Origin of the sequence: Pedobacter sp. SYP-B3415 (assembly GCF_004138205.1) — a bacterium.
GTDB lineage: Bacteria > Bacteroidota > Bacteroidia > Sphingobacteriales > Sphingobacteriaceae > Pedobacter.
In genome coordinates this window covers 1-20,390 of sequence record NZ_RXNQ01000008.1, presented here as the reverse complement: position 1 = coordinate 20,390, position 20,390 = coordinate 1, and the positions used below count along the sequence as shown (strand labels likewise).

The 20,390-nt window shown below is 47.2% G+C and carries 17 protein-coding genes; 12 read left to right on the top strand and 5 right to left on the bottom strand.

What is annotated here, in order from left to right; translation table 11 throughout:
- Nucleotides 1-252: 252 nt before the first annotated feature.
- The 3 genes from can to EJV45_RS04990 all read right to left on the bottom strand — a co-directional run bounded on the left by can (nucleotide 253) and on the right by EJV45_RS04990 (nucleotide 2,933).
- Nucleotides 253-909, bottom strand: a complete 657-nt coding sequence (can, locus tag EJV45_RS05000) for a carbonate dehydratase (RefSeq protein WP_129714563.1) — start codon at nucleotides 907-909, stop codon at nucleotides 253-255.
- 2 nt (nucleotides 910-911) lie between these two features.
- Nucleotides 912-2,516 carry a SulP family inorganic anion transporter gene (locus tag EJV45_RS04995; RefSeq protein ID WP_129714562.1) on the bottom strand — a complete coding sequence of 535 codons (1,605 nt, stop codon included), beginning with the start codon at nucleotides 2,514-2,516 and terminating at the stop codon, nucleotides 912-914.
- A 75-nt stretch (nucleotides 2,517-2,591) separates the two neighbouring features.
- The gene (locus EJV45_RS04990) at nucleotides 2,592-2,933 is read right to left on the bottom strand and encodes a hypothetical protein (protein ID WP_129714561.1); all 342 of its coding nucleotides are present in this window, start codon (nucleotides 2,931-2,933) and stop codon (nucleotides 2,592-2,594) included.
- Nucleotides 2,934-3,070: 137 nt separating this feature from the next.
- Here EJV45_RS04990 and EJV45_RS04985 point away from each other — a divergent pair, with 137 nt between their 5' ends.
- From EJV45_RS04985 to EJV45_RS04950, 8 genes are all read left to right on the top strand, one after another.
- Nucleotides 3,071-4,306 (top strand): porin, encoded by a 1,236-nt coding sequence (locus tag EJV45_RS04985; RefSeq protein ID WP_129714560.1) that lies wholly within the window; start codon nucleotides 3,071-3,073, stop codon nucleotides 4,304-4,306.
- Between the two features lie 13 nt (nucleotides 4,307-4,319).
- On the top strand, nucleotides 4,320-5,861 hold the full coding sequence (locus EJV45_RS04980; RefSeq protein WP_129714559.1) for an acyl-CoA carboxylase subunit beta: 1,542 nt from the start codon (nucleotides 4,320-4,322) through the stop codon (nucleotides 5,859-5,861).
- Between the two features lie 3 nt (nucleotides 5,862-5,864).
- Nucleotides 5,865-7,049, top strand: coding sequence for an MFS transporter (locus tag EJV45_RS04975; protein WP_240755202.1), 1,185 nt, complete (start codon nucleotides 5,865-5,867; stop codon nucleotides 7,047-7,049).
- Nucleotides 7,050-7,225: 176 nt separating this feature from the next.
- Nucleotides 7,226-7,642 carry a hypothetical protein gene (locus EJV45_RS04970; protein WP_165304980.1) on the top strand — a complete coding sequence of 139 codons (417 nt, stop codon included), beginning with the start codon at nucleotides 7,226-7,228 and terminating at the stop codon, nucleotides 7,640-7,642.
- Complete coding sequence (locus tag EJV45_RS04965; RefSeq protein ID WP_240755201.1) at nucleotides 7,642-8,058, top strand: GNAT family N-acetyltransferase; 417 nt, start codon at nucleotides 7,642-7,644, stop codon at nucleotides 8,056-8,058. Before EJV45_RS04970 ends, EJV45_RS04965 begins: the two co-directional genes overlap by 1 nt.
- Before the next feature lie 28 nt (nucleotides 8,059-8,086).
- Nucleotides 8,087-9,199 carry a M42 family metallopeptidase gene (locus EJV45_RS04960; protein WP_129714557.1) on the top strand — a complete coding sequence of 371 codons (1,113 nt, stop codon included), beginning with the start codon at nucleotides 8,087-8,089 and terminating at the stop codon, nucleotides 9,197-9,199.
- Nucleotides 9,200-9,326: 127 nt separating this feature from the next.
- The gene (locus EJV45_RS04955; protein WP_129714556.1) at nucleotides 9,327-11,744 is read left to right on the top strand and encodes a S9 family peptidase; all 2,418 of its coding nucleotides are present in this window, start codon (nucleotides 9,327-9,329) and stop codon (nucleotides 11,742-11,744) included.
- Between the two features lie 117 nt (nucleotides 11,745-11,861).
- Entirely contained in the window at nucleotides 11,862-13,424 is a 1,563-nt protein-coding gene (locus tag EJV45_RS04950; protein ID WP_129714555.1) for a helicase HerA-like domain-containing protein, read from the top strand.
- Between the two features lie 40 nt (nucleotides 13,425-13,464).
- On the opposite strand, the gene EJV45_RS04945 is transcribed toward EJV45_RS04950, so the two are convergent.
- Complete coding sequence (locus EJV45_RS04945; protein ID WP_129714554.1) at nucleotides 13,465-14,529, bottom strand: glycoside hydrolase family 76 protein; 1,065 nt, start codon at nucleotides 14,527-14,529, stop codon at nucleotides 13,465-13,467.
- A gap of 186 nt (nucleotides 14,530-14,715) precedes the next feature.
- Here EJV45_RS04945 and EJV45_RS04940 point away from each other — a divergent pair, with 186 nt between their 5' ends.
- The 4 genes from EJV45_RS04940 to EJV45_RS04925 are packed head-to-tail and all read left to right on the top strand — an operon-like array spanning nucleotide 14,716 to nucleotide 18,362.
- Nucleotides 14,716-15,933, top strand: a complete 1,218-nt coding sequence (locus EJV45_RS04940; RefSeq protein WP_240755200.1) for a glycosyltransferase family 87 protein — start codon at nucleotides 14,716-14,718, stop codon at nucleotides 15,931-15,933.
- Nucleotides 15,917-16,654, top strand: a complete 738-nt coding sequence (locus EJV45_RS04935) for a class I SAM-dependent methyltransferase (protein WP_129714553.1) — start codon at nucleotides 15,917-15,919, stop codon at nucleotides 16,652-16,654. The genes EJV45_RS04940 and EJV45_RS04935 overlap by 17 nt, the downstream gene beginning before the upstream one ends.
- Nucleotides 16,651-17,589: a glycosyltransferase family 2 protein gene (locus tag EJV45_RS04930; protein WP_129714552.1), complete on the top strand. Its 939-nt coding sequence runs from the start codon at nucleotides 16,651-16,653 to the stop codon at nucleotides 17,587-17,589. Before EJV45_RS04935 ends, EJV45_RS04930 begins: the two co-directional genes overlap by 4 nt.
- Nucleotides 17,586-18,362 carry a polysaccharide deacetylase family protein gene (locus tag EJV45_RS04925; protein ID WP_129714551.1) on the top strand — a complete coding sequence of 259 codons (777 nt, stop codon included), beginning with the start codon at nucleotides 17,586-17,588 and terminating at the stop codon, nucleotides 18,360-18,362. Before EJV45_RS04930 ends, EJV45_RS04925 begins: the two co-directional genes overlap by 4 nt.
- A 51-nt stretch (nucleotides 18,363-18,413) precedes the next feature.
- Here EJV45_RS04925 and EJV45_RS04920 read toward each other — a convergent pair whose 3' ends face one another.
- Nucleotides 18,414-20,156 (bottom strand): S8 family peptidase, encoded by a 1,743-nt coding sequence (locus tag EJV45_RS04920; RefSeq protein WP_129714550.1) that lies wholly within the window; start codon nucleotides 20,154-20,156, stop codon nucleotides 18,414-18,416.
- Nucleotides 20,157-20,390: the final 234 nt, after the last annotated feature.

Sequence of the window (20,390 nt, the reverse complement as noted above, 5' to 3'; positions counted from 1 at the left end):
CCTGAATGGCGCCTTCTTTGTTAACAGGCATTTTGAGTGACCAAGCCTGAGCGCAAATGTTACTGAAACATCCCTGTCGAAAACGATGCCTGCTAACAGCGCTGACCACTTGATCTATCCGGCTTATACCTGGTTGCTTTTGTTTAGCTAAACTGCTACGGACCGCTTCTGTTGCCGGCGGGCCGGAAGACATGATAGAAATAAAAAACCCCGAAGCCGCTGGCTTCGGGGTTTAGCGTATTAACCGGTTACTTAACCAAAACGGAAAATCGGAGCAACGAGATCATTGTTTTTACAGCTTACCTGCAGATCCTTAATCAGGCCGGTTTGCAGGCTGTATACCCAGCCATGCACAGAAAGCTCCTGGCCATTGCGCCATGCATTCTGAACAATATTCGTTTTACTCAGGTTATAAACGCCTTCAATCGCATTCAGCTCTACAAGACGATCAAAGCGCGCCTGGCTGTCAGGGAGTTCGTTCAGTTCATCTTCATGCAGACGATATACATCTTTAATATTGCGCAGCCAGTTATCGATGATACCAACCTGCGCATTTCCTAATGCCGCGTTAACGCCGCCGCATCCGTAATGACCGCATACAATCACATGACGAACTTTCAAAACGTTTACAGAATAGTCCAGTACGCTTAACATGTTCAGGTCGGTACCCACTACCACATTTGCTATGTTACGGTGAACAAATATATCGCCCGGGCGGGTGTTCGTAATCTGATTTGCCGGCACGCGGCTGTCAGAACATCCTATCCAGAGAACGGGCGGTTTCTGCCCTTTCGAGAGATTTTCAAAAAATGCCGGGTCTTCTTTCAATGTTTCGGCAACCCATTCCTTGTTACCTTCCAGTAAACTTTCGTACGTGATGTCTTCGGAGTTTTGGTGTTTTGCGCACATATTTAATTTTCTAGTTCTTGTTTAATGTTGCTGTTAATTTTCGGGACGACGTAATGTTTTTTGATGTTTTCAAGCACAACAATAATACCTTTTGTATAGGCATTATGTTTGAAATTGTAAATGGTTTCCAGTACATCCGGATCGATGTAACGGGAATTGGTACCATCGATCGTGACAGTCGTTTCCTTTGGGATATTATTGAGCATGACCTGGATGGAGGCTTTATTCAAAAACGATACCTCTTCAGCGAGTTTGATCCGCAGGTTTTTCCTGTTGCCTTCTTCCTGGATCTTGTAGAAAAAAGGGTTGCGCATGTTCGTCCGCAAGAGGTAAAAAATTGAAACCGCCATACCTATGCCTACGCCCTTTAGCAGGTCGGTAAAAAGTACTGCGAGTACGGTAGCCACAAACGGAACAAACTGGTCCCAGCCCTTATGATACATGTGTTTAAACAAGGCAATGCGTGTCAGCCTGTAACCTGTAACAAGGAGAATCGCCGCAAGACAGGCCAGCGGAATCATGTTGATAATTGTTGGTATAAACAGGAAAGACAAAAGCAGCAGGAACCCATGCATAATAGCAGACAGCTTTGTTCTCGCGCCGGCATTGGTATTGGCCGAACTGCGTACAATTACCGAGGTAATTGGCAATCCCCCGAGAAAACCACTGGTCATATTCCCCAAACCCTGGGCAACGAGTTCACGGTTGGTTGGAGAGACACGTTTGATCGGGTCTATCTTATCAATAGCCTCCAGACTAAGCAGACTTTCCAGACTCGCTACAATTGCAATGGTAGCGGCAATGACCAGAACCTTCGGATTGGTAATGGAGGAAAAGTCCGGCATCCGGAACAGGCCTGTAAATTCATCCCAGCCATTTATAACCGGCAGGGCAACAAGCTGCTCAGGCCGCAAAGCATTTGCAGAGCCCTTGAAAACCAGGCTCAGCGCAATGCCCACTACCACAACGATCAGCGGTGCAGGAACAATACTCACGGCCTTGATCTTCGGCCATAAAAGCAGAATAGCAATAGACACACTGCTGATCACAATTGCAGCCAGGCTGAAGTGACCGAGTGCAGTTTGAATAGCAGAAAACGTGTTTTCGTGATCACGTTGAAAAAAGCCCTCATCGCCAAAAAAATCGGAATCAACACCCAGCGCATGCGGAAGCTGTTTGAGAATAAGGATGAGGCCGATTGCAGCCAGCATTCCTTCGATTACGCTCGACGGAAAATAATTACCGATGGTACCCGCCTTAATCAGGCCGAGAACGATCTGTAAAGCACCCGCCAGCATGACCGCCATCATGAACATCGGATAGTTGTTAAGTTGTGTAATTGCTCCAAGAACAATTACGGTAAGCCCCGCCGCGGGTCCGCTTACACTGAGTTGCGACCCACTGGCCGAACCGATTACAATACCGCCAACAATACCGGCAAGCAGGCCGGCAAAAAGCGGTGCTCCCGACGCCAGTGCAATACCCAGGCACAGCGGAAGCGCTACCAGAAAAACAACAATACTGGAAGGTATGTCCTTCTTCAGGTTTTTGGCAAGAAAATATTTTTTTAGTGATGAGCCAGAATGGGCTGCATGATCATTTTGCATAAAAATTCACGTTGAAATTGGGAAAAGACAAATAACATGGCACAAAAGCTCCTCGTAAGCCTTGCGCCGGTTGTCTTAAGCAACGTTGGGCGGCGGGGTCGGGACGGTCGGGTGGTATGGATCCACATACCGGCGGTTGTGGTCTATAAAACTGTTGTTGAGCTGAATATGCGTCAGGATCGGATGATGCATGCCGGGCGACAGGAAGTCGATCAGCTTATAGTCAGGATAACTTCCTGCTTCTTTTGATGAATCCTTCTCGTTACCATGCTCCAGTTCAAGTTGCATAATCACCGCGTTCATCAACTTCTTATCTGCACATTTAAAAAATACAGGCGCACCCGAAATCCCCATTTTTGCCAGAAAAACAAAAATGAAAATACAGGCAATCACGACTTTGTATTTTCCTAAAAACATTCCAATATTCTCTGGTGTGCTGTTTACAAATTTAAGAGGAAATTCAAATTCTCAACCTTTTTGCTGTAATAAAAATGTAATTTGCCATGTCCAGATACAAAAATCGTATTTTCGCTGGCTTTGAAGATTGATTCCGGATGAAGAACCTGATTGCCACAATTTTGCTTGCCCTGCCGCTTTGTTCGCTTGCCCAAAACAACAATGCGCCCTCCAGTTATGATCCGCATGAAATTCATATTTCAGGCTATTTTCAGACACAGTTTCAAAAGGCTTCGGCACCAGGCATCAGTTCATTCTCGGCCGGCGATTTCTCGAAAAACAGCGATAATCGTTTCCTGATCCGCCGGGGTCGCCTTAAGGTAGACCGTGCAGATAAATATACGAGTATCGTTTTTCAAATCGATGCCACGCAAAACGGCTTTCTGCTGATGGATGGTTTCATACAGATCCATGAGCCTGCCACCCGCCGGTGGATGCTGACCGCAGGTTTGTTTAACCGCCCTTTTGGCCATTCCATCGCTTATTCATCCGGCTACCGCGATTTTCCTGAACGGGCGCGTGTATTTCAGACGCTGATGCCGCGCGAGCGCGACCTGGGCGCTATGGTTACTTACAAACCGCAAACCCTGCTAAAATTTCTCACTGCCAACCTTGGTGTTGTAAACGGAAGCGGACTTACCGCGCGCGATTACGACAACAAAAAAGATCTGATCGGTAATCTTGCTTTTAAGTTCGATAGCCTTGCGGGAAAAAAACTGGACCTGGGTTTTGGTGTGTCTGGTTATAAAGGATATGTTCGCAATGGCACCAATACCTATTTCACACGTCAGGGAGGCGGCTATATTGCCAATACCAGCGCCGATTTTAACGGTTTGTACCTGCGGCGGGACTATGTAGGTGCTGACCTGCAGCTTAGCTACCGCTCCCCTATCGGCGAAACAATTTTTAAGACGGAATACGTGACCGGTTACCAACCCGGAATTGCGAATTCTGAGGAAGTAAACGGTCCGGCATCCAGCCAGAGTTTCTCGGCACAGCCAAAGACAGACCTGTATCTGCGTAAATTTGACGGGTACTTTTTTTGGCTCAGCCATCAGATCGTAAATACAAAACTTTCGGCCTTACTGGCTTACGATGTCTATGACCCGAACAAAGACCTCGCTAACCAGGAAATCGGCCAGACCGGTAATTTTACTACGGCCGGAGATATTAAATACAGCACACTGGGCTATGGACTCACCTACCTGATCGGTGAACGCATAAAATTTACGCTTTACAACGAGCACGTGGTGAACGAAAACACAGCCCTCGAAAACTATACATCAGACGTCCGTGACGACGTCTTTACAGCCAGGCTGCAATATCGCTGGTAAAACTCACAAACACATGAAGCAAAAACTCGAGGTGCTCAAAGAAAAACAGGAAGCAGCCCTAAAAGGCGGAGGCGAGGCACGTATTGAAGCTCAGCACAAAAAAGGCAAACTTACGGCCCGTGAGCGCATCCATTTTCTGATGGACGCCGGGTCTTTCGAAGAAATCGGCATGTTTGTAACACACCGGAGCACGGATTTTGGCATGCAGAATGAGAAATATCCGGGAGACGGTGTGGTTACCGGCTACGGCACTGTAAACGGGCGCCTTACTTACGTTTTTTCGCAGGATTTTACCGTTTTCGGCGGTTCCCTTTCAGAAACACATGCTGAAAAGATCTGCAAGATCATGGATCTCGCATTAAAAAACGGGGCGCCGCTCATCGGTCTGAACGACAGCGGCGGGGCAAGGATACAGGAAGGCGTTGTATCGCTCGGCGGTTACGCTGATATTTTTTACCGCAATGTCCAGGCATCGGGCGTTGTACCCCAATTGTCTGTTATCATGGGGCCGTGTGCGGGCGGAGCAGTTTATTCACCAGCCATAACCGACTTTATCCTGATGGTTGAAAACACTTCGTACATGTTTGTTACCGGACCAAACGTTGTTAAAACGGTGACGCATGAGCAGGTATCTGCCGAAGAGCTTGGCGGCGCATCAACGCATGCAACAAAATCGGGTGTGACCCATTTTGCCTGCGCAAATGAGATCGAAGCCATTAACCAGGTAAAAAACCTGCTTGCTTACATGCCACAAAATTGTGAGGAAAAGCCTGCAGCTGCTCCGTATGTACAGGCAGATGAATTACGGCCCGCCCTGAATGACCTGATTCCGGCAAATGCCTCGCAGCCTTACGATATCCGCGATGTGATAAGCGGTGTAACTGACACCGGCTCCTTCACCGAAGTACACAAGGATTATGCTGAGAACATTGTTGTAGGTTTTGCAAGGCTTGCAGGCCGCAGCATCGGCGTGGTGGCTAACCAGCCTGCGTACCTGGCTGGTGTACTTGACAATCACGCATCTGTAAAAGCGGCCCGGTTTGTCCGTTTTTGCGACTGTTTCAATATCCCTTTACTGGTTTTCGAAGACGTTCCGGGATTTTTGCCGGGTACCGACCAGGAGTGGAACGGTATTATCAGCAATGGTGCCAAGCTGCTTTATGCTTTCAGTGAAGCGACCGTTCCCAGGATCACCGTGATTACCCGGAAAGCGTATGGCGGCGCTTATGATGTAATGAACTCCAAACACATTGGCGCAGACATGAACTATGCATGGCCAAGCGCAGAAATTGCCGTCATGGGCGCAAAAGGAGCAGCGGAAATTATTTTCAAACGCGAGATAAACGCCGCTGCAGATCCGGCAGAAAAATGGACGGAGAAAGAAAAATTATATTCAGACACCTTTGCCAATCCTTACCGGGCGGCCGAACGCGGGTTTATTGACGAAGTAATTGATCCTGCGCAGACCCGCATTAAACTAATCCGCGCTTTCAGCATGCTCGAAAACAAAGTGGTAAACCTGCCACGCAAAAAACATGGTAATATTCCGCTTTAGCGCATGAACACTTCTTCAGTTAGCTTATCCAGATCCACCATTCTGCTGATGGCCGTTTGTACCGGCCTTATCGTTGCAAACATTTACTATTGCCAGCCCCTGGTTATTCTTATTGCACATGATTTCGGAATTCCCGAACATGTTGCCGGTAAGATTACCTATCTGACGCAGGCTGGTTATGCCCTTGGCTTATTTCTCCTCGTGCCTCTTGGCGACATGTTTGAACGCAAGCGCCAGATTCTGGTTATTACCGGCCTGGCAGCCGGCGCGCTTATCCTGGCTGCAGTTGCAAAAAGTTTTCTACTGCTGCAGGTGGTAAGTTTTCTCATCGGTGCCTGCTCAATTGTTCCCCAACTTATCCTGCCCATGGCTGCGAATCTCAGTGATGACCGGAACCGTGGCCAGAACATAGGGGTTGTGATGAGCGGACTACTTGTTGGTATCCTTGCTTCCCGTGCGGTGAGCGGCAGCATCGGTTTCTGGATGGGCTGGCGCGCCGTCTATTATCTGGCAGCAGGAATATGCGTTTTACTTATCCTGTTAATGGCCGCCCGTTTCCCAAAAAGTCAGCCTGCATTCAGAGGGTCATACGGAAATCTGATGACTTCAATGTTTCGGTATATAAAAACCGAATCTCTTTTAAGGGAAGCATCCTTAATTAACTTTCTTGCCTTTGCAATCATCAGTGCATTCTGGACAGTAATGGTGCTCTACCTGGCAAATCCGCCATACAGCCTGCAAACCCTTGAAATAGGACTGTTCGGAATCGCGGGTGCAGCCGGTGCGCTGGCGGCTCCGCTCGTAGGAAAATTAAGCGGTGGAAATAACCCGCGCCGCAACCTGCTCATCGGCTTTGTTCTTCAGCTTGTAAGTATCGCCCTGTTTTATTTTACCGGCGCTAACGTTTACCTCTTCGTGCTGGGAATAATTCTGATCGACATCGGTCAGCAGGCCATTCATGTTACCAACCAGACAAGAATTTATACCATTGCGCCGGAAGCCCGGAACCGGCTGAACACCATTTTTATGTCTGTCAGCTTTATCGGCGCCAGTATCGGATCGGCATTGGGCTTATGGCTCTGGGACCAGGGTGGCTGGGCGCTGTTCAATTTCGGAAGCGCAGCGATCGTTGTTGTAAACATACTCATTTACCAGTTTTATAAATCAAAAGACAAACAGACAACATGACATCTAAACAAGCGCTCTGAACGATCTCAATCTTTTTTTCTCTTCTGTTTCCGGGCTTAGTTCACGCGCAGCAAAAAGCTGAACAGCCAGGCGAAGTTTCGTCACTTAATAAAATAAGGCTCACACTATTAGGCCTGAGCTTTGAGCGCGAACAAAAGATCGGCCGTATCACATCTGTGTATTTTGCAGGCGGAATTGAGACCGGGTACACCTTCCAACAAACAGGCATTTTAACTTACGACGGAAATATGGTTCCCTCCTTCCAGGTTGTAGAAGAAAGCCGGATTTTACTTCTTCCGACGGTGTACACGGGCTTACGACATTATTACAATTTCGAACGCAGAGTAAAAAAAGGTAAAGCTACCATAAATAACTCAGCCGGGTATGTTGGTGCCGAGGCGACGCTTTATATAGGCAGCGAGCGGGACTTTCTAAATGGCTATCAATTAAGTCTTGCGCCGCAGTGGGGTTTCCAGACAAGATTGGGCCGCAAGTTTACATTCGATCTTTCTCTGGCACCAGGAATAGCTACAGACGGAGAAGACACAACTTTTTATTTTGGTGGCCGCATAGGCGCCAGTTTTATTTTGTAGTGGAAACCATAAAAACGATACCAGCATCAGCAACATGGGCACTTCGCCATACGGTTATGTACCCCGGCCATCCTCCTGAGTACGTCAGGCTGCCGGCCGACGAAGAAGGCATTCATTTTGGCCTGTTTAATGATCAGGGCAGCCTGGTATCTGTAGTTTCGGTTTTTCAACATTTGAATGATTTTCAATTTCGTAAGTTTGCTACTGCCACCGCCGAACAGGGGAAGGGATTTGGCAGCAAATTGCTAAACCACGTAATCGGCTACTGCCGCGAAAACGGCGCCCAAAGACTTTGGTGCAATGCGCGGGAAACCGCACTGCCATTTTATCAACGTTTTGATTTCAGTTCTACGGGCGAAAGTTATGAAACGGCTGGTATCAGATTTGTAATCATGGAAAAACTGTTTAATAGTTAACAGGCAGTGGCGAGGTATTTTAAATATTATGGCGAAGAAAAAAGACGAAAAAAATCCGCACAAAACGGTAGTGACTGAAAAGTCGCTGAACTTTTTAGAAAGTTATATCAATAACCCATCACCTACAGGGTTTGAATGGGCAGGCCAGCGCATGTGGCTGGATTACCTGGAACCCTACATCGACGAATATTTCACAGATAACTATGGAACCGCTGTGGGCGTCATCAACCCTGATGCACCATACAAAGTCGTAATCGAGGCGCATGCTGATGAAATTTCGTGGTTTGTAAATTACATCACCAACGAGGGATTGATCTACGTAATCCGTAATGGAGGCTCCGACCATCAGATTGCACCGTCAAAACGGGTAAACATTCACACCGATCAGGGCATTGTTAAAGCGGTATTCGGCTGGCCGGCTATCCATACGCGTCATGGCGAAAAAGAAGAAGGACCCCAACTGAAAAATATTTTCCTTGATTGCGGCTGTACCTCTAAAGAGGAAGTCGAAAAACTGGGTATTCATGTTGGCTGCGTAATCACATATGAAGATGAGTTCATGGTTCTGAACAACCGGTATTACGTTGGCCGCGCGCTGGATAACCGTATCGGAGGATTCATGATTGCAGAAGTTGCGCGCCTGCTAAAAGAAAACGGCAAAAAGCTTCCATTTGGCCTTTACATTGTTAATTCCGTGCAGGAAGAAATAGGGCTGAGAGGGGCAGAAATGATTGCACAGCGAATTAAACCAAATGTAGCGATTGTTACAGACGTGACGCACGATACAGGCACACCAATGATCAACAAAGTTACGCAGGGCGATCTGGCCTGTGGCCGCGGTCCGGTTGTTTCTTATGCTCCGGCTGTTCAAACGAATCTGAACAAACTGCTCATCCGCACGGCAGAGCAACACCAGATTCCCTTTCAGCGTCAGGCTTCCTCAAGATCGACAGGTACAGATACCGATGCCTTCGCCTATTCAAACGGCGGCGTACCATCTGCGCTGATTTCGTTGCCTTTGCGGTATATGCATACCACTGTCGAAATGATCCATAAAGAAGATGTAGATAATGTGATCAGGCTGATCTATGAAAGCCTTCTGAATATAAGCGACGGTCAGGACTTCCGTACGTTTAAGTAAACATCAGCCCTGCAGATCAGCTGCGGGGCTTTTTTTTTTCGCCTGCCGGCGGATGTAAAGTTCAGATTACATGATAAAATCTGCCGGCATTTTTTTGATCTTTATCATTCGATCAAACTAATCTGCTATGCATAAAAAACTACAGTTGCTTTTTGCAATCGCGGCTTTGCTGTTTGCCTCACAGGCTAACGGACAGGAAAGCCAGGGCTATCAGCGTCCGCCAAAAGAAATCACCGACCTTGTTCTTGCCGCGCCTACGCCGGGGGTCAGTCTGGGTAGTGACGGAGAATGGCTTCTCTTTTCCGAGCGTACTTCTTATCCTTCGGTAGAAGAACTCGCACAACCGGAGTATCGCATTGCCGGTATGCGTTTAAACCCGGCTAACTATTCGCCAAGCAGGCAGGTTTTTGTTAGTGGGTTCAGCCTGAAAGATTTGAAGAGCGGTCAGACATTCACGGTGACGGGCCTGCCGAAACCCTTGTTTGCAGGCAATGCGATCTGGAGTCCTTCAGGGAAGCGTATCGCCGTAACCAATACAACACAAAAAGGCGTCGATCTCTATGTGATCGATGTAACCACGAAAAAGGCAGTAAAGATTAATAAACAATACCTGAATGTTGTACTTGGCAATGGCATTAGCTGGATCAATGACAAAGAATTGTTGTACCGTATTGCAACACAACCGGCCACTGCCGCCCCTAAGCGGCCATTAATGCCCACCGGACCAGCCGTGCAGCAAAACCTCGGAAAGGCTGCCCCAAGCGCAACTTACCAGGACCTGATCCGTTCTCCATTTGACGAGCAGCTGTTCGCATTTTTTGCTACCTCACAGCTGGTTAAAGGCGATGGAACCACAGAAAAATCAATAGGGCAGCCCGCCATGTACCTGAGCACTGCCCTGTCGCCTGATAAAAAATACCTGCTTTCCAGAACCATTCGCAGGCCTTTTTCTTACCTGGTTTCAGCGTACGGATTCCCTTCAACAGTTCGCATCACCGATTTGAACGGAAAACCGGTACAAGAACTGGCCGTTCTTCCGTCAAGTGAAGGGACACCCTCTGGTTACGACAATACGCAAAACGTAGCGCGCGCATTTGACTGGCGCGACGATGAACCGGCAACCATAACCTGGGCCCAGCCTTTAGACAGTGGCCTGATTAAAAAGGCTGTTGATTTCCATGACGAAGTTCTCGCGCTTGCAGCTCCTTTTTCAGGCGAACCAAAATCGCTGTTCAAGACAAAAAGCCGCTTTCGCAGCGTAACCTGGGGCGATGAACACCTCGCGCTTGTGACCGAAGGACTCAGAAGTAAACAAACCGTCACCGTAAACCGCTTTGACCCGGCTAGCGGCAATATGGAGGTCTTATACAGCCGGAACCAGACAGACGCTTACAATGATCCGGGAACACCTGTTACCACAAAAAACAAATTTGGCAGGGAAGTGATCAAAACGACCGACAACGGAACAAAGTTGTTAATGAATAACCAGACAGGTTCCTCTTCGAAAGGCGATCTTCCCTTTCTGGCAAAATTTGATCTTGCAAGCCGGAAAAATGAGATCATCTGGCGTTCTGCAGAAAGCACGTATGAATATGTAGCAGAAGTTATTGATCCTGATAAATTGGTGCTGCTGACGCGGCGCGAAAGCCAGCAGCTGGTTCCGAACTATTTTCTGAAGAACCTGGTACTGCGTATTGCAGACAGGCCTGTTACAGAATTCAAAAATCCATATCCTTCGCTCGAGGGCATAAGCCGCCAAAAGGTAGCTTACAAACGTGCTGACGGCGTAGACCTGACGGGCGATCTTTATCTGCCCAAAGGATATGACAAGGAAAAGGATGGTGCCTTACCTACCCTGATCTGGGCTTACCCGCGCGAGTTTAACTCGGCGGCAGATGCGGCACAGGTACGCGGCTCACAACACAGATTTACAGCAATCAGCTGGGGCTCCCCGATTTACTGGGTAACCCGGGGATATGCTGTTCTTGATAATGCCGAAATGCCCATTGTTGCCAAAGACGGCAAGCGCCCTAACGACACCTTTGTTGAACAGCTGAAGTTAAACGCAGAAGCAGCCATCGGCAAATTGACTGAAATGGGTGTTGGCGATCCGAAACGGATGGCTGTCGGAGGCCATAGCTATGGTGCCTTCATGACGGCAAACCTCCTTGCGCATACAAATTTATTTGCTGCAGGCATCGCCAGAAGCGGTGCGTACAACCGAACGCTGACCCCCTTCGGTTTTCAAAACGAAGAACGTACCTACTGGCAGGCACCCAAATTATATTATGAAATGAGCCCGTTCAGTTATGCAGATAAAATCAAGACACCACTCCTGCTGATACATGGCGACTCTGATGATAATCCGGGTACTTTCCCTATTAACAGCGAGCGTCTGTTCAATGCGATAAAAGGTGCCGGCGGTACTACGCGGTTCGTATTCCTGCCGTATGAAGCGCATGGTTACCGCGGCAAGGAAAATATTTTACATACGCTCTGGGAACAGGACACCTGGCTCGAGACTTATGTGAAGAAGAAAAAGTAAGACCTTAACAAGAAGCCGGGAGCAATTCCGGCTTTTTTATATCATACAGGGCGTAAATAACGGCGCGCTGCAGAATCGGGCAGAGTTTATTAAATTGCCTGCATCAACCATCTTTCTATGAATAACGAGTCAACATCTTTTATTGAAAAAATCAAAACATCATACCCTTCTGCTGATGCATCTCTGTACCTGGGTGCAGGAATTCTGCAGGGTACTGTATATGCAGATGCTGAGATAAATATTCCCCTGCGCATGATGAACAGGCACGGGCTCGTTGCTGGCGCCACCGGCACGGGCAAAACCCGGACGCTGCAGCTGCTCGCGGAGCAGCTTTCTGACGCCGGCGTACCGGTATTTATGCTCGATGTCAAAGGTGACTTGTCAGGACTAAACAAGGCCGGGGCCTCAAACCCCAGAATTGCTGAACGGGCGGCATTGCTGAACAAACCATTTAACCCTGTGGGTTTCCCGGTTGAAATTTATTCTCTTTCCGGAAAGCTCGGTGCGCCTATGCGGGCTACGGCAATCGAATTCGGGCCCGTACTACTTGCTAAAGTCCTTGATCTGAATGAAACACAAACAGGGGTGCTTGCTATGCTCTTCAAGTATGCTGATGACAACCGGCTTCCCGTTATTGACCTTAAAGACCTGAGAAAACTTGTGTCTTATTTGTCAGATGGTCCCGGAGCGGCAGAGATACGGGCAGAGTATGGCAGCATCTCTACGGCTACCGCCGGAACAATTCTGCGTAAGATCGCGGCAATTGAACAGCAGGGACTGAGTAACCTTTTCGGAGAAACCTCCTTTGACATCACCGATCTTCTGCAGCGGGTGGATGGTAAAGGGGTGATCAGCCTGTTAAATATAGCCGATGTTCAAAATCAACCCCTGCTTTATTCGACATTTTTGCTAAGCCTGCTGGTAGAAATCTACAATAGCCTTCCTGAAGCAGGCGATCCCGACAAGCCCAAACTTGTTTTTTTCTTTGACGAGGCACACTTTCTGTTTAAAAATGCTTCTGAAGCTTTCATGGAGCAGATTGAAACCGTTATCCGGCTGATCCGTTCGAAAGGCGTTGGTATCTTCTTCTGTACGCAGGCGCCCGCTGATATTCCGCAAAGCGTTCTTTCCCAACTTGGTAACCGTATTCAGCACGCGCTTCGGGCATTTACACCGAATGATGCCGAGGCCCTAACAAAAACAGTAAAGACTTACCCGAAGTCAGATTTTTATAAGATTGATGAGCTTCTGACGGGGCTGGGCACCGGTCAGGCGCTGATTACGGTATTAAATGAAAAAGGGATACCTACAGAGGTTGCGGCAACCATGCTCGCACCGCCGCGGGCGAACATGGGACCACTAACCGGGGCTGAAACGGAATCGCTCATTGCGACCAGCACTATCGGCGCGCGTTACCGTGAACCGGTAGATCCTGAAAGTGCTTATGAAATTCTAACCCGGCGCCTGAACGCTTCTGAAGACAAAAAAACTTCCGGCCAAGCGGAACGGGCGGAACAAGGTCAACCTGTCAGACCAGTAGAGGGTGAAAAGAGTTTAATCGAAGAAATCATGGGTGCCACGATTACCAGGCAAATCGGGAAGGAAATTGTCCGGGGAATTTTCGGTATGCTTACCGGCAAAAAGACAAGAAGCCGTAGCCGCAGTATCTTTGGCTTTTGAAGACGGGGCCTCCGGAAATTTTCCGGAGACCCCTGATAGTTTATAGTTGTGCAAGTCGCGCGTAAAACTCAAGCATCGCCGCCTGATCTATGAGCGACTTTACTTTCTGGCGGCCAATCAGGCCATTGCTGTCGCGTTCAGTATTCCATACGCGCTCAGCATCTTTTATAAAAAAGTCGAGATGAGCAGGGTTCTTGTCGATTTTATGCAATTCAAGATAGCCACGCAGCATGACCACATTGAACCAGTAATGGCCGGGCAATTTCCCATCCTTATAGAAAAAAGCTTTGCCCGCAGCCGCTACATGTCTTGCTTCTTCCAGGTATGTTTTGTCTTTTGTCAGTTGGTACAGGATTGCCGCTGAGTTAATCATTGTACCGGTATTGTAGGTGTATTTCCTCTTGTCAACCTCAAGTGATGGAATTCTTACATTGTCAAAATATAAGCCATCGGTATCCTGCAGATTTTTCTTTGTCCAGTTGTACAACAGCACAGCGGTATCCAGGTATTTTTTTTCTTTGGTAATCTGGTATAATTTTAAAGCCACAAGTACGCCGGGTCCATTACTGCAGGTGTTTTTTGTATCCTTTTTATCTTCCTGCCAATACAGTCCGCCGCCTGCTTTTTCATCGTAACCGCTCATCATAAAAAGGTAGATCTTTTTAGCGAGTTCCAGATAGCGTTTGTCTTTGGTGCGCACATAATTTTCTGCCGCGGTAATGCCAAGCCATTGGTTGTCATCATAAAACCTGCTGTCGCGACCGGCATCGGCCAGATAAGAGCGGTAACCGGGAATGGCTTCATCTTTGGCATCATAACGTTCTATTGCCTTCATCACACCTGGCAGGTAAGGCGTGCCGAGTTTGAGCACATCGACCTCGTTTGCGCCATCCATCAGCGCGCAAAGCGGCCAAAGAAACGAATACTTCCGTTCACGGGCTTTTACCTGGTCTTTTTCGAAGTAGAGTCCCGACTCCGGTTCATAAAATACAGTTTGAATATTTTTTCTGATCAGGTTGATCCGTTCCTTATAATCAGTTTTTTGTGCAAAGCCGGTCTGGCCGATCAAAATCAGCAGAACCGCAAGAATTTTAATGGTTTTCATTTGTGTGTGGTTAAATTTTAGCAAATACATTTGGTCAGGAGCATCCAAGATACTAAGAATTATATATTGCTAAAACAATTTAACAATACGGCGGCGCGTGAAATGTTTTTTCTCTGTACCGTACGCGGCCAAAAGACAATCCAATTTTTTTTGTCACAATTAAAATACATATCTTGCTGCAATTTTATGGCTCGAATTTTTCTGAATACGCTCGGCGGAAAGATATCTGGTTTGCTGATGAGCAGGACGACACTTCTGGTGGTGTATCTGACGCTCGCTGCCGGTTCGGCGCTCAAACAATATCTGAATCACGCTATCAACAATTACCTGATTTTCAAATACACATTCTGGCATAGCCTGCGGCTCCAGCCCCTATATCCCGAATACCCTGCCGAGTATCTTGACAGTAACCATTACGGGCCATTTTTTGCGGTCATTATTGCGCCATTCGCCTTACTGCCGGATTGGGCCGGGGTTATCTTGTGGAATATCTTTAATACGGCCGTCCTTTTTTATGCCATCTGGCAACTGCCTGTCTCCGAATACAAGCGCAAGATTATTCTCTGGATCTGCTCGCATGAGCTGCTTACGGCGCTGCTTTCTGTGCAGTTCAATGTTGCCATCACAGGTTTTATCGTACTCAGTTTCTGTTATCTGGAGCGTCAACGCTTGTTTCCGGCCACAGTGTCAATGATGCTGGGACTTTTCACGAAATTGTACGGAATTGTCGGACTTGCCTTCTTTTTCTTTATCAGACACAAGTGGCGTTTTATAGGAACGTTCGTGGGCATTTTCATCACATTCGTTGTTCTGCCCGCCATCCTTTCAAATCTCGACTTTGTCTGGAATGCCTATCGCGACTGGTATCAGTCGCTCGTTCTTAAAAATTCGTATAACCAGGGAAGCGACATGGCCGATATTTCGTTTTTTGGCTTTTTGAGACGAACCACGGGGCTGCATGTCAATGTGCTGTACGGATGCCTTATCGCAGCCATTCTGCTGGGATTTGCCTTGCTGCGGTACAAGCAACACATTTCGCTACAATACAGGCTCATGACTCTTTGTTATGTTTTGCTTTGCCTGGTCCTATTTAATACAAACGTTGAATCTCCGACTTATATCATCGCATTTGTGGGCGTTGCCATTTGGTTCACTTTAGTGCCCAAGAACCCATACACAATCAGCCTGCTGATTTTTGCTATCCTTTTAACCAGTTTCTCCCCATCTGATCTTTTTCCCAGGTTTGTTCGTGAGGAGTATGTAAAACCCTATGCGCTTAAAGCACTTCCGTGTATTCTTATTTGGTTTGATATTGCGGGCCGGGTATTATTTGCCAATTTTTTAACTTCGTCCCGTGATCAGGACTACCTGAACCAGCCAAATATCAATGAGCACCGTTATTAAGCAGCAGACACCTTCAGAATGGGAACATTTCTGGAAAACGAATCCATCTGGTTTTGATGAGATCATGCTGCGTTCAACAGCTTATTTTGCAGACAAACTTGAAGCTGAATATCCTGGCAAAAAAACCGAAAGGTTGCTTGATCTTGGTTGCGGCCCGGGTTTCCTCACAGGTTTACTTAAAGATCATTATGCGTATATCCATGGCACAGACATTTCTTCTGCTTACGTAGACGCCTGCAGGCTGCGCTTTTCTGACGCGCAAAATGTTGAGTTTAGTTTGAGTGCGGCATACGATTTTGAGTACTATATAAAGGTTATAGAGCGTAAGCAGATTACACGAGTTGTTATGCTGAGTGTGCTGCAATATTACCGTTCTGTAGAAGAAGTCAAGGGGTTGCTTGTAGCGCTCAAAGCAGCATCGGAGACACAGAAATTTGTATGTCTTCTGGCTGATGTGATACCAACGGGCCACTCGATGTTCTCAGACATCGGCAGTATTGTCCTGCAAGCGCTGAAAAACGGATATGCATTGAAATTTGCCCGTTTTATAACCTATGCTTTGTTTTCTGATTACCGTAAAACAAAAAAACAGGGCCTGCTGCAGATCGATCCGGATTTTTTCAAACAGGCAGCAAGAGATCTGAACGTTAAGGTGACATTCGTCAAGGGATTGAGTATACATTCAGGACGGTATAATGTCTTATTAGATTTTACGAAGTGAAAAAGCTGGTTTCCATAGTTATTCCTTCATTCAATGAATCAGACAACATTCCGGTTCTGGCTGCAAGGATAGATGAGGTCTTCGGTGACCTCAATTACCGTTACGAACTTCTTTTTGTAGATGATGGCAGTGCAGATGCTTCGCTTGATGTGATCAATACCTTGCGTAAAACGAACGAAAATGTATATTATCTGGAATTTTCCCGAAACTTTGGTCACCAGCTTGCTGTAAAGGCGGGCCTTGATCATGCAGGCGGCGATTGTGTGATCAGCATGGATTGCGACCTGCAGCATCCACCGGAGGTGATACCAGACCTGTTGAGCAAGTGGGAAGCGGGTTACGAGGTTGTATACACAGTCCGTGAAGATGACCGGGATCTGTCTAAACGCAAACGCGGCTCATCGAGCATGTTTTACAAACTGCTCAACTCCTTGTCAGATATTGAGCTGGAGGCCGGTGCTGCAGACTTTAGACTGCTTGACAAGAAGGTAGTGAATGTCTTCAGAAACTTCCAGGAAAGCGAGCCTTTTTTACGCGGCCTGGTAAAATGGCTGGGTTTTAAGCAGTACGCGCTTCGTTATACGCCGGCGAAACGCTTCTCTGGCAAAAGCAAGTACACACTAAAAAAAATGATGCGGCTGGCGCTTCACGGGGTTACGTCATTCAGCATTAAACCCCTGTATACAGCGGTGTATCTTGGTTTCATCTTTTCGCTTGCTTCAGTACTCTATGTACCGTATGTGATCTATGCCTTTTACACCGGGGTAGAAGTGTCTGGCTGGGCATCGGTAATTATGACCATTGTGTTTTTTGGTGGTCTGCAGCTGATCATTCTTGGTATAATCGGCATTTATGTGGGTAAGATGTTCATGCAAAGTAAAAGCAGGCCAAACTACATCATCCGTTCATCTGCCTTACCTTTTACATTGCCATGATACTGCTGAGTTTTGACATAGAAGAATTTGACATGCCGTTTGAATACGGCAAACAAATTAGTTTTTCTGATCAGATCAGCATTTCCCGTGAAGGAACTGTAGCCATTCTGGATTTGCTGGAAAAACACCGTATCAAAGCGACATTTTTCTGCACAGTAGTGTTTGCACGGGAGATACCTGACCTGATTGAACGGATTATCAGCTCCGGACATGAGTTTGCTTCACATGGCTACTACCACTCAGACTTCAAAACCGCCCATCTGCTCGAATCCAGGATTGAGCTTGAACGTCTTTCGGGAAACCCGGTTTCCGGTTACAGAATGGCACGTATGATGCCCGTTGATGAACGGGAAATTGCGAAGGCCGGGTACAGCTACAATTCCTCGATCAACCCCACCTTTCTTCCCGGGCGATATAATAACCTGGGCGTATCGAGAACTCATTTTTTCAAGGAAGGCGTTTTACAGCTTCCTGCCTCGGTTACTCCGCTTTTACGATTCCCCTTGTTCTGGCTGTCGTTTCATAATCTGCCCCTTTGGCTATATAAGAAACTGGCGCTGCGCACACTGCGAAAAGATGGCTATCTGAACATCTATTTCCATCCCTGGGAATTTACTGATCTGACTGACCGCCATCGTTTCGGTTTTCCGGCCTACGTTCGGCGAAACACCGGAAAACTAATGATCGCCCGGATGGATAACCTGATTGGCTGGCTACGGGATCGGGAAATCATGTTTTCTACGATCAACGGCTTCATTAAATCTCTGTCATAAAAAAAGCCCGCGGGCCGATGGCCGCAGGCTTGATGTAACTTCTATAGTTTGTTAATATGTAGCAGCAAGTTTCAGCGCCTGGTAGGCGTTAACTACACCACCGCTCACACATATGTCAGCAAATGGAACGCGAACCGTCTCATCGCGTTCGTTCTTGTATTTGACCTTATGATTGACTTTGACAACTGATTTCATTAAAATCTCCCGTACCTGTGCAGGCGTTAATTTTGGATAATAAGAAAGAATCAGCGCAGAGAGACCAGCCACAACAGGCGAAGCCATACTGGTTCCATCAAACTCCTCATATTTAGAACCTGGCACAGTTGAATTGATCATAAATCCAGGAGCAAATACATCGACCGAATACTTGCCATAATTTGAGAAGGACGCTTTGAGATCTTCATTGTCAGCGTAGGCACTGGCGCCAACTTCGATCCAGTTGCTCGCGTACGGAAGTTTGAACTTTGCAGAGTCGACCTGGACCTTCAGGGCAGCAGCGGGATTAGGCCTTGGCTGCATGCCGTTGGGTGAAGGCGCAACCGGCAGACGGATGGGTGCGACAGTCTTTTTATGCGCCTTCTCGTAGGCGAGAGCTTCCGGGCTTTCATAATACTTATTCGGGAAGTTTGACTCGATGTCATTGTTCTGATTTTCGTTACCAGCTGCATGAACAAGAAGCACGCCTTTTTGCTCGGCGTATTTCACGGCAGAATCTACAACCTGTTTGTTCCATTTGTAAGCCTTTCCAAAACTCATATTGATTACACGTGCACCGTTGTCAACAGCATAACGAATACCGTTTGCCACGTCCTTATCGCGCTCATCGCCCTCTGGTACAACGCGTACAACCATAATGCTGACATGATTCGCAACGCCATTGATTCCTTTGCCGTTGTTTCTTTCCGCTCCGATGATGCCCGCTACGTGAGAACCATGATCTGCATTAGGCCCCTTTACATCATTGTTGCCATAATGACGTTCGCTTGCGTTGCTATAATCATCGCCGACAAGCTTAGCGCGTTCATCATATTTCGGATTGAGGTTATAATTGAGCATAACTTCATAGTCCTTATATGCCTTCTTCATGCTCTTGTAGAACTTTTCAAAGCTGCCATCTTCTTTCGAACCACGGCGGATGATCGTTTTGACCTGTTCTTCCATCTCATCGCCGGCTTTAAAGTTCTCAATATCCTGCATAGTCGGCACCGGCTTTTTAACCGCGAGCGCCACAGAGTCGATCACCTTATTGATGGCCTGAATGACACTGAAGGTCTGATAGGCATCCTGATATTTTTTTCCGTAATCTGAAGTCATCCTTTTGTACAGCGCGAACTCTTCTTTCTGCGTGCTGTCAAGCGGGGTTGAGTTCAATGTACTTTGATATTTGGGCGCGTAGATGCGCAGCAACCGAACCAGCTCAAGGTTATCATAGGCCAGGTTACCATCCTTTGATCCGATGAAATTCCAGCCATGAATGTCGTCGACATAGCCGTTGCCATCATCATCTTTGCCGTTACCGGGAATTTCCTTTTTATTGGTCCATAACACATTCTTAAGGTCTTCGTGCCCGATGTCTGTACCACCATCTATAACGGCCACTACGATCTTTTCCTTGGGCTTTTTATCTTTAAGAAGTTCTCTGTATGCTTTTTCAGTACTGATACCAAAGAAGCCATTTTCGGTGAGATCAAGATTGAACCAGTTGGCCGGAAGTTTGACATCTTTGCTCTGTGCGAAGGTCAGCGAGCCAAAGCAGGCGAAGCACGCTGTTATAATTAATCTTTTCAGTTTCATGGGTATAGTTTAAACACAAAAGTACGGATTATAGGTGCTTTCGGATGAACGCAGGTTTAGATTTGACATTTTTTAACATCCACCGGCGGTGGTCAAGCAGTAGTATTTGGATTTGTATAGAAACAAAAAGGCCTCAGCAAGTGAATGCTAAGGCCATATTGATAAGATTTGGCACCGACCTACTCTCCCACGTGTTACCGCAGTACCATCGGCTCTGGCGGGCTTAACTTCTCT

Excerpts from the sequence above, each read along its gene's own strand:
- can (WP_129714563.1), bottom strand. The coding sequence starts at position 909 with ATGTGCGCAAAACACCAAAACTCCGAAGACATCACGTACGAAAGTTTA.
- EJV45_RS04995 (WP_129714562.1), bottom strand. The coding sequence starts at position 2,516 with ATGCAAAATGATCATGCAGCCCATTCTGGCTCATCACTAAAAAAATAT.
- EJV45_RS04990 (WP_129714561.1), bottom strand. The coding sequence starts at position 2,933 with ATGTTTTTAGGAAAATACAAAGTCGTGATTGCCTGTATTTTCATTTTT.
- EJV45_RS04985 (WP_129714560.1), top strand. The coding sequence starts at position 3,071 with ATGAAGAACCTGATTGCCACAATTTTGCTTGCCCTGCCGCTTTGTTCG.
- EJV45_RS04980 (WP_129714559.1), top strand. The coding sequence starts at position 4,320 with ATGAAGCAAAAACTCGAGGTGCTCAAAGAAAAACAGGAAGCAGCCCTA.
- EJV45_RS04975 (WP_240755202.1), top strand. The coding sequence starts at position 5,865 with ATGAACACTTCTTCAGTTAGCTTATCCAGATCCACCATTCTGCTGATG.
- EJV45_RS04960 (WP_129714557.1), top strand. The coding sequence starts at position 8,087 with ATGGCGAAGAAAAAAGACGAAAAAAATCCGCACAAAACGGTAGTGACT.
- EJV45_RS04955 (WP_129714556.1), top strand. The coding sequence starts at position 9,327 with ATGCATAAAAAACTACAGTTGCTTTTTGCAATCGCGGCTTTGCTGTTT.
- EJV45_RS04950 (WP_129714555.1), top strand. The coding sequence starts at position 11,862 with ATGAATAACGAGTCAACATCTTTTATTGAAAAAATCAAAACATCATAC.
- EJV45_RS04945 (WP_129714554.1), bottom strand. The coding sequence starts at position 14,529 with ATGAAAACCATTAAAATTCTTGCGGTTCTGCTGATTTTGATCGGCCAG.
- EJV45_RS04940 (WP_240755200.1), top strand. The coding sequence starts at position 14,716 with ATGGCTCGAATTTTTCTGAATACGCTCGGCGGAAAGATATCTGGTTTG.
- EJV45_RS04935 (WP_129714553.1), top strand. The coding sequence starts at position 15,917 with ATGAGCACCGTTATTAAGCAGCAGACACCTTCAGAATGGGAACATTTC.
- EJV45_RS04925 (WP_129714551.1), top strand. The coding sequence starts at position 17,586 with ATGATACTGCTGAGTTTTGACATAGAAGAATTTGACATGCCGTTTGAA.
- EJV45_RS04920 (WP_129714550.1), bottom strand. The coding sequence starts at position 20,156 with ATGAAACTGAAAAGATTAATTATAACAGCGTGCTTCGCCTGCTTTGGC.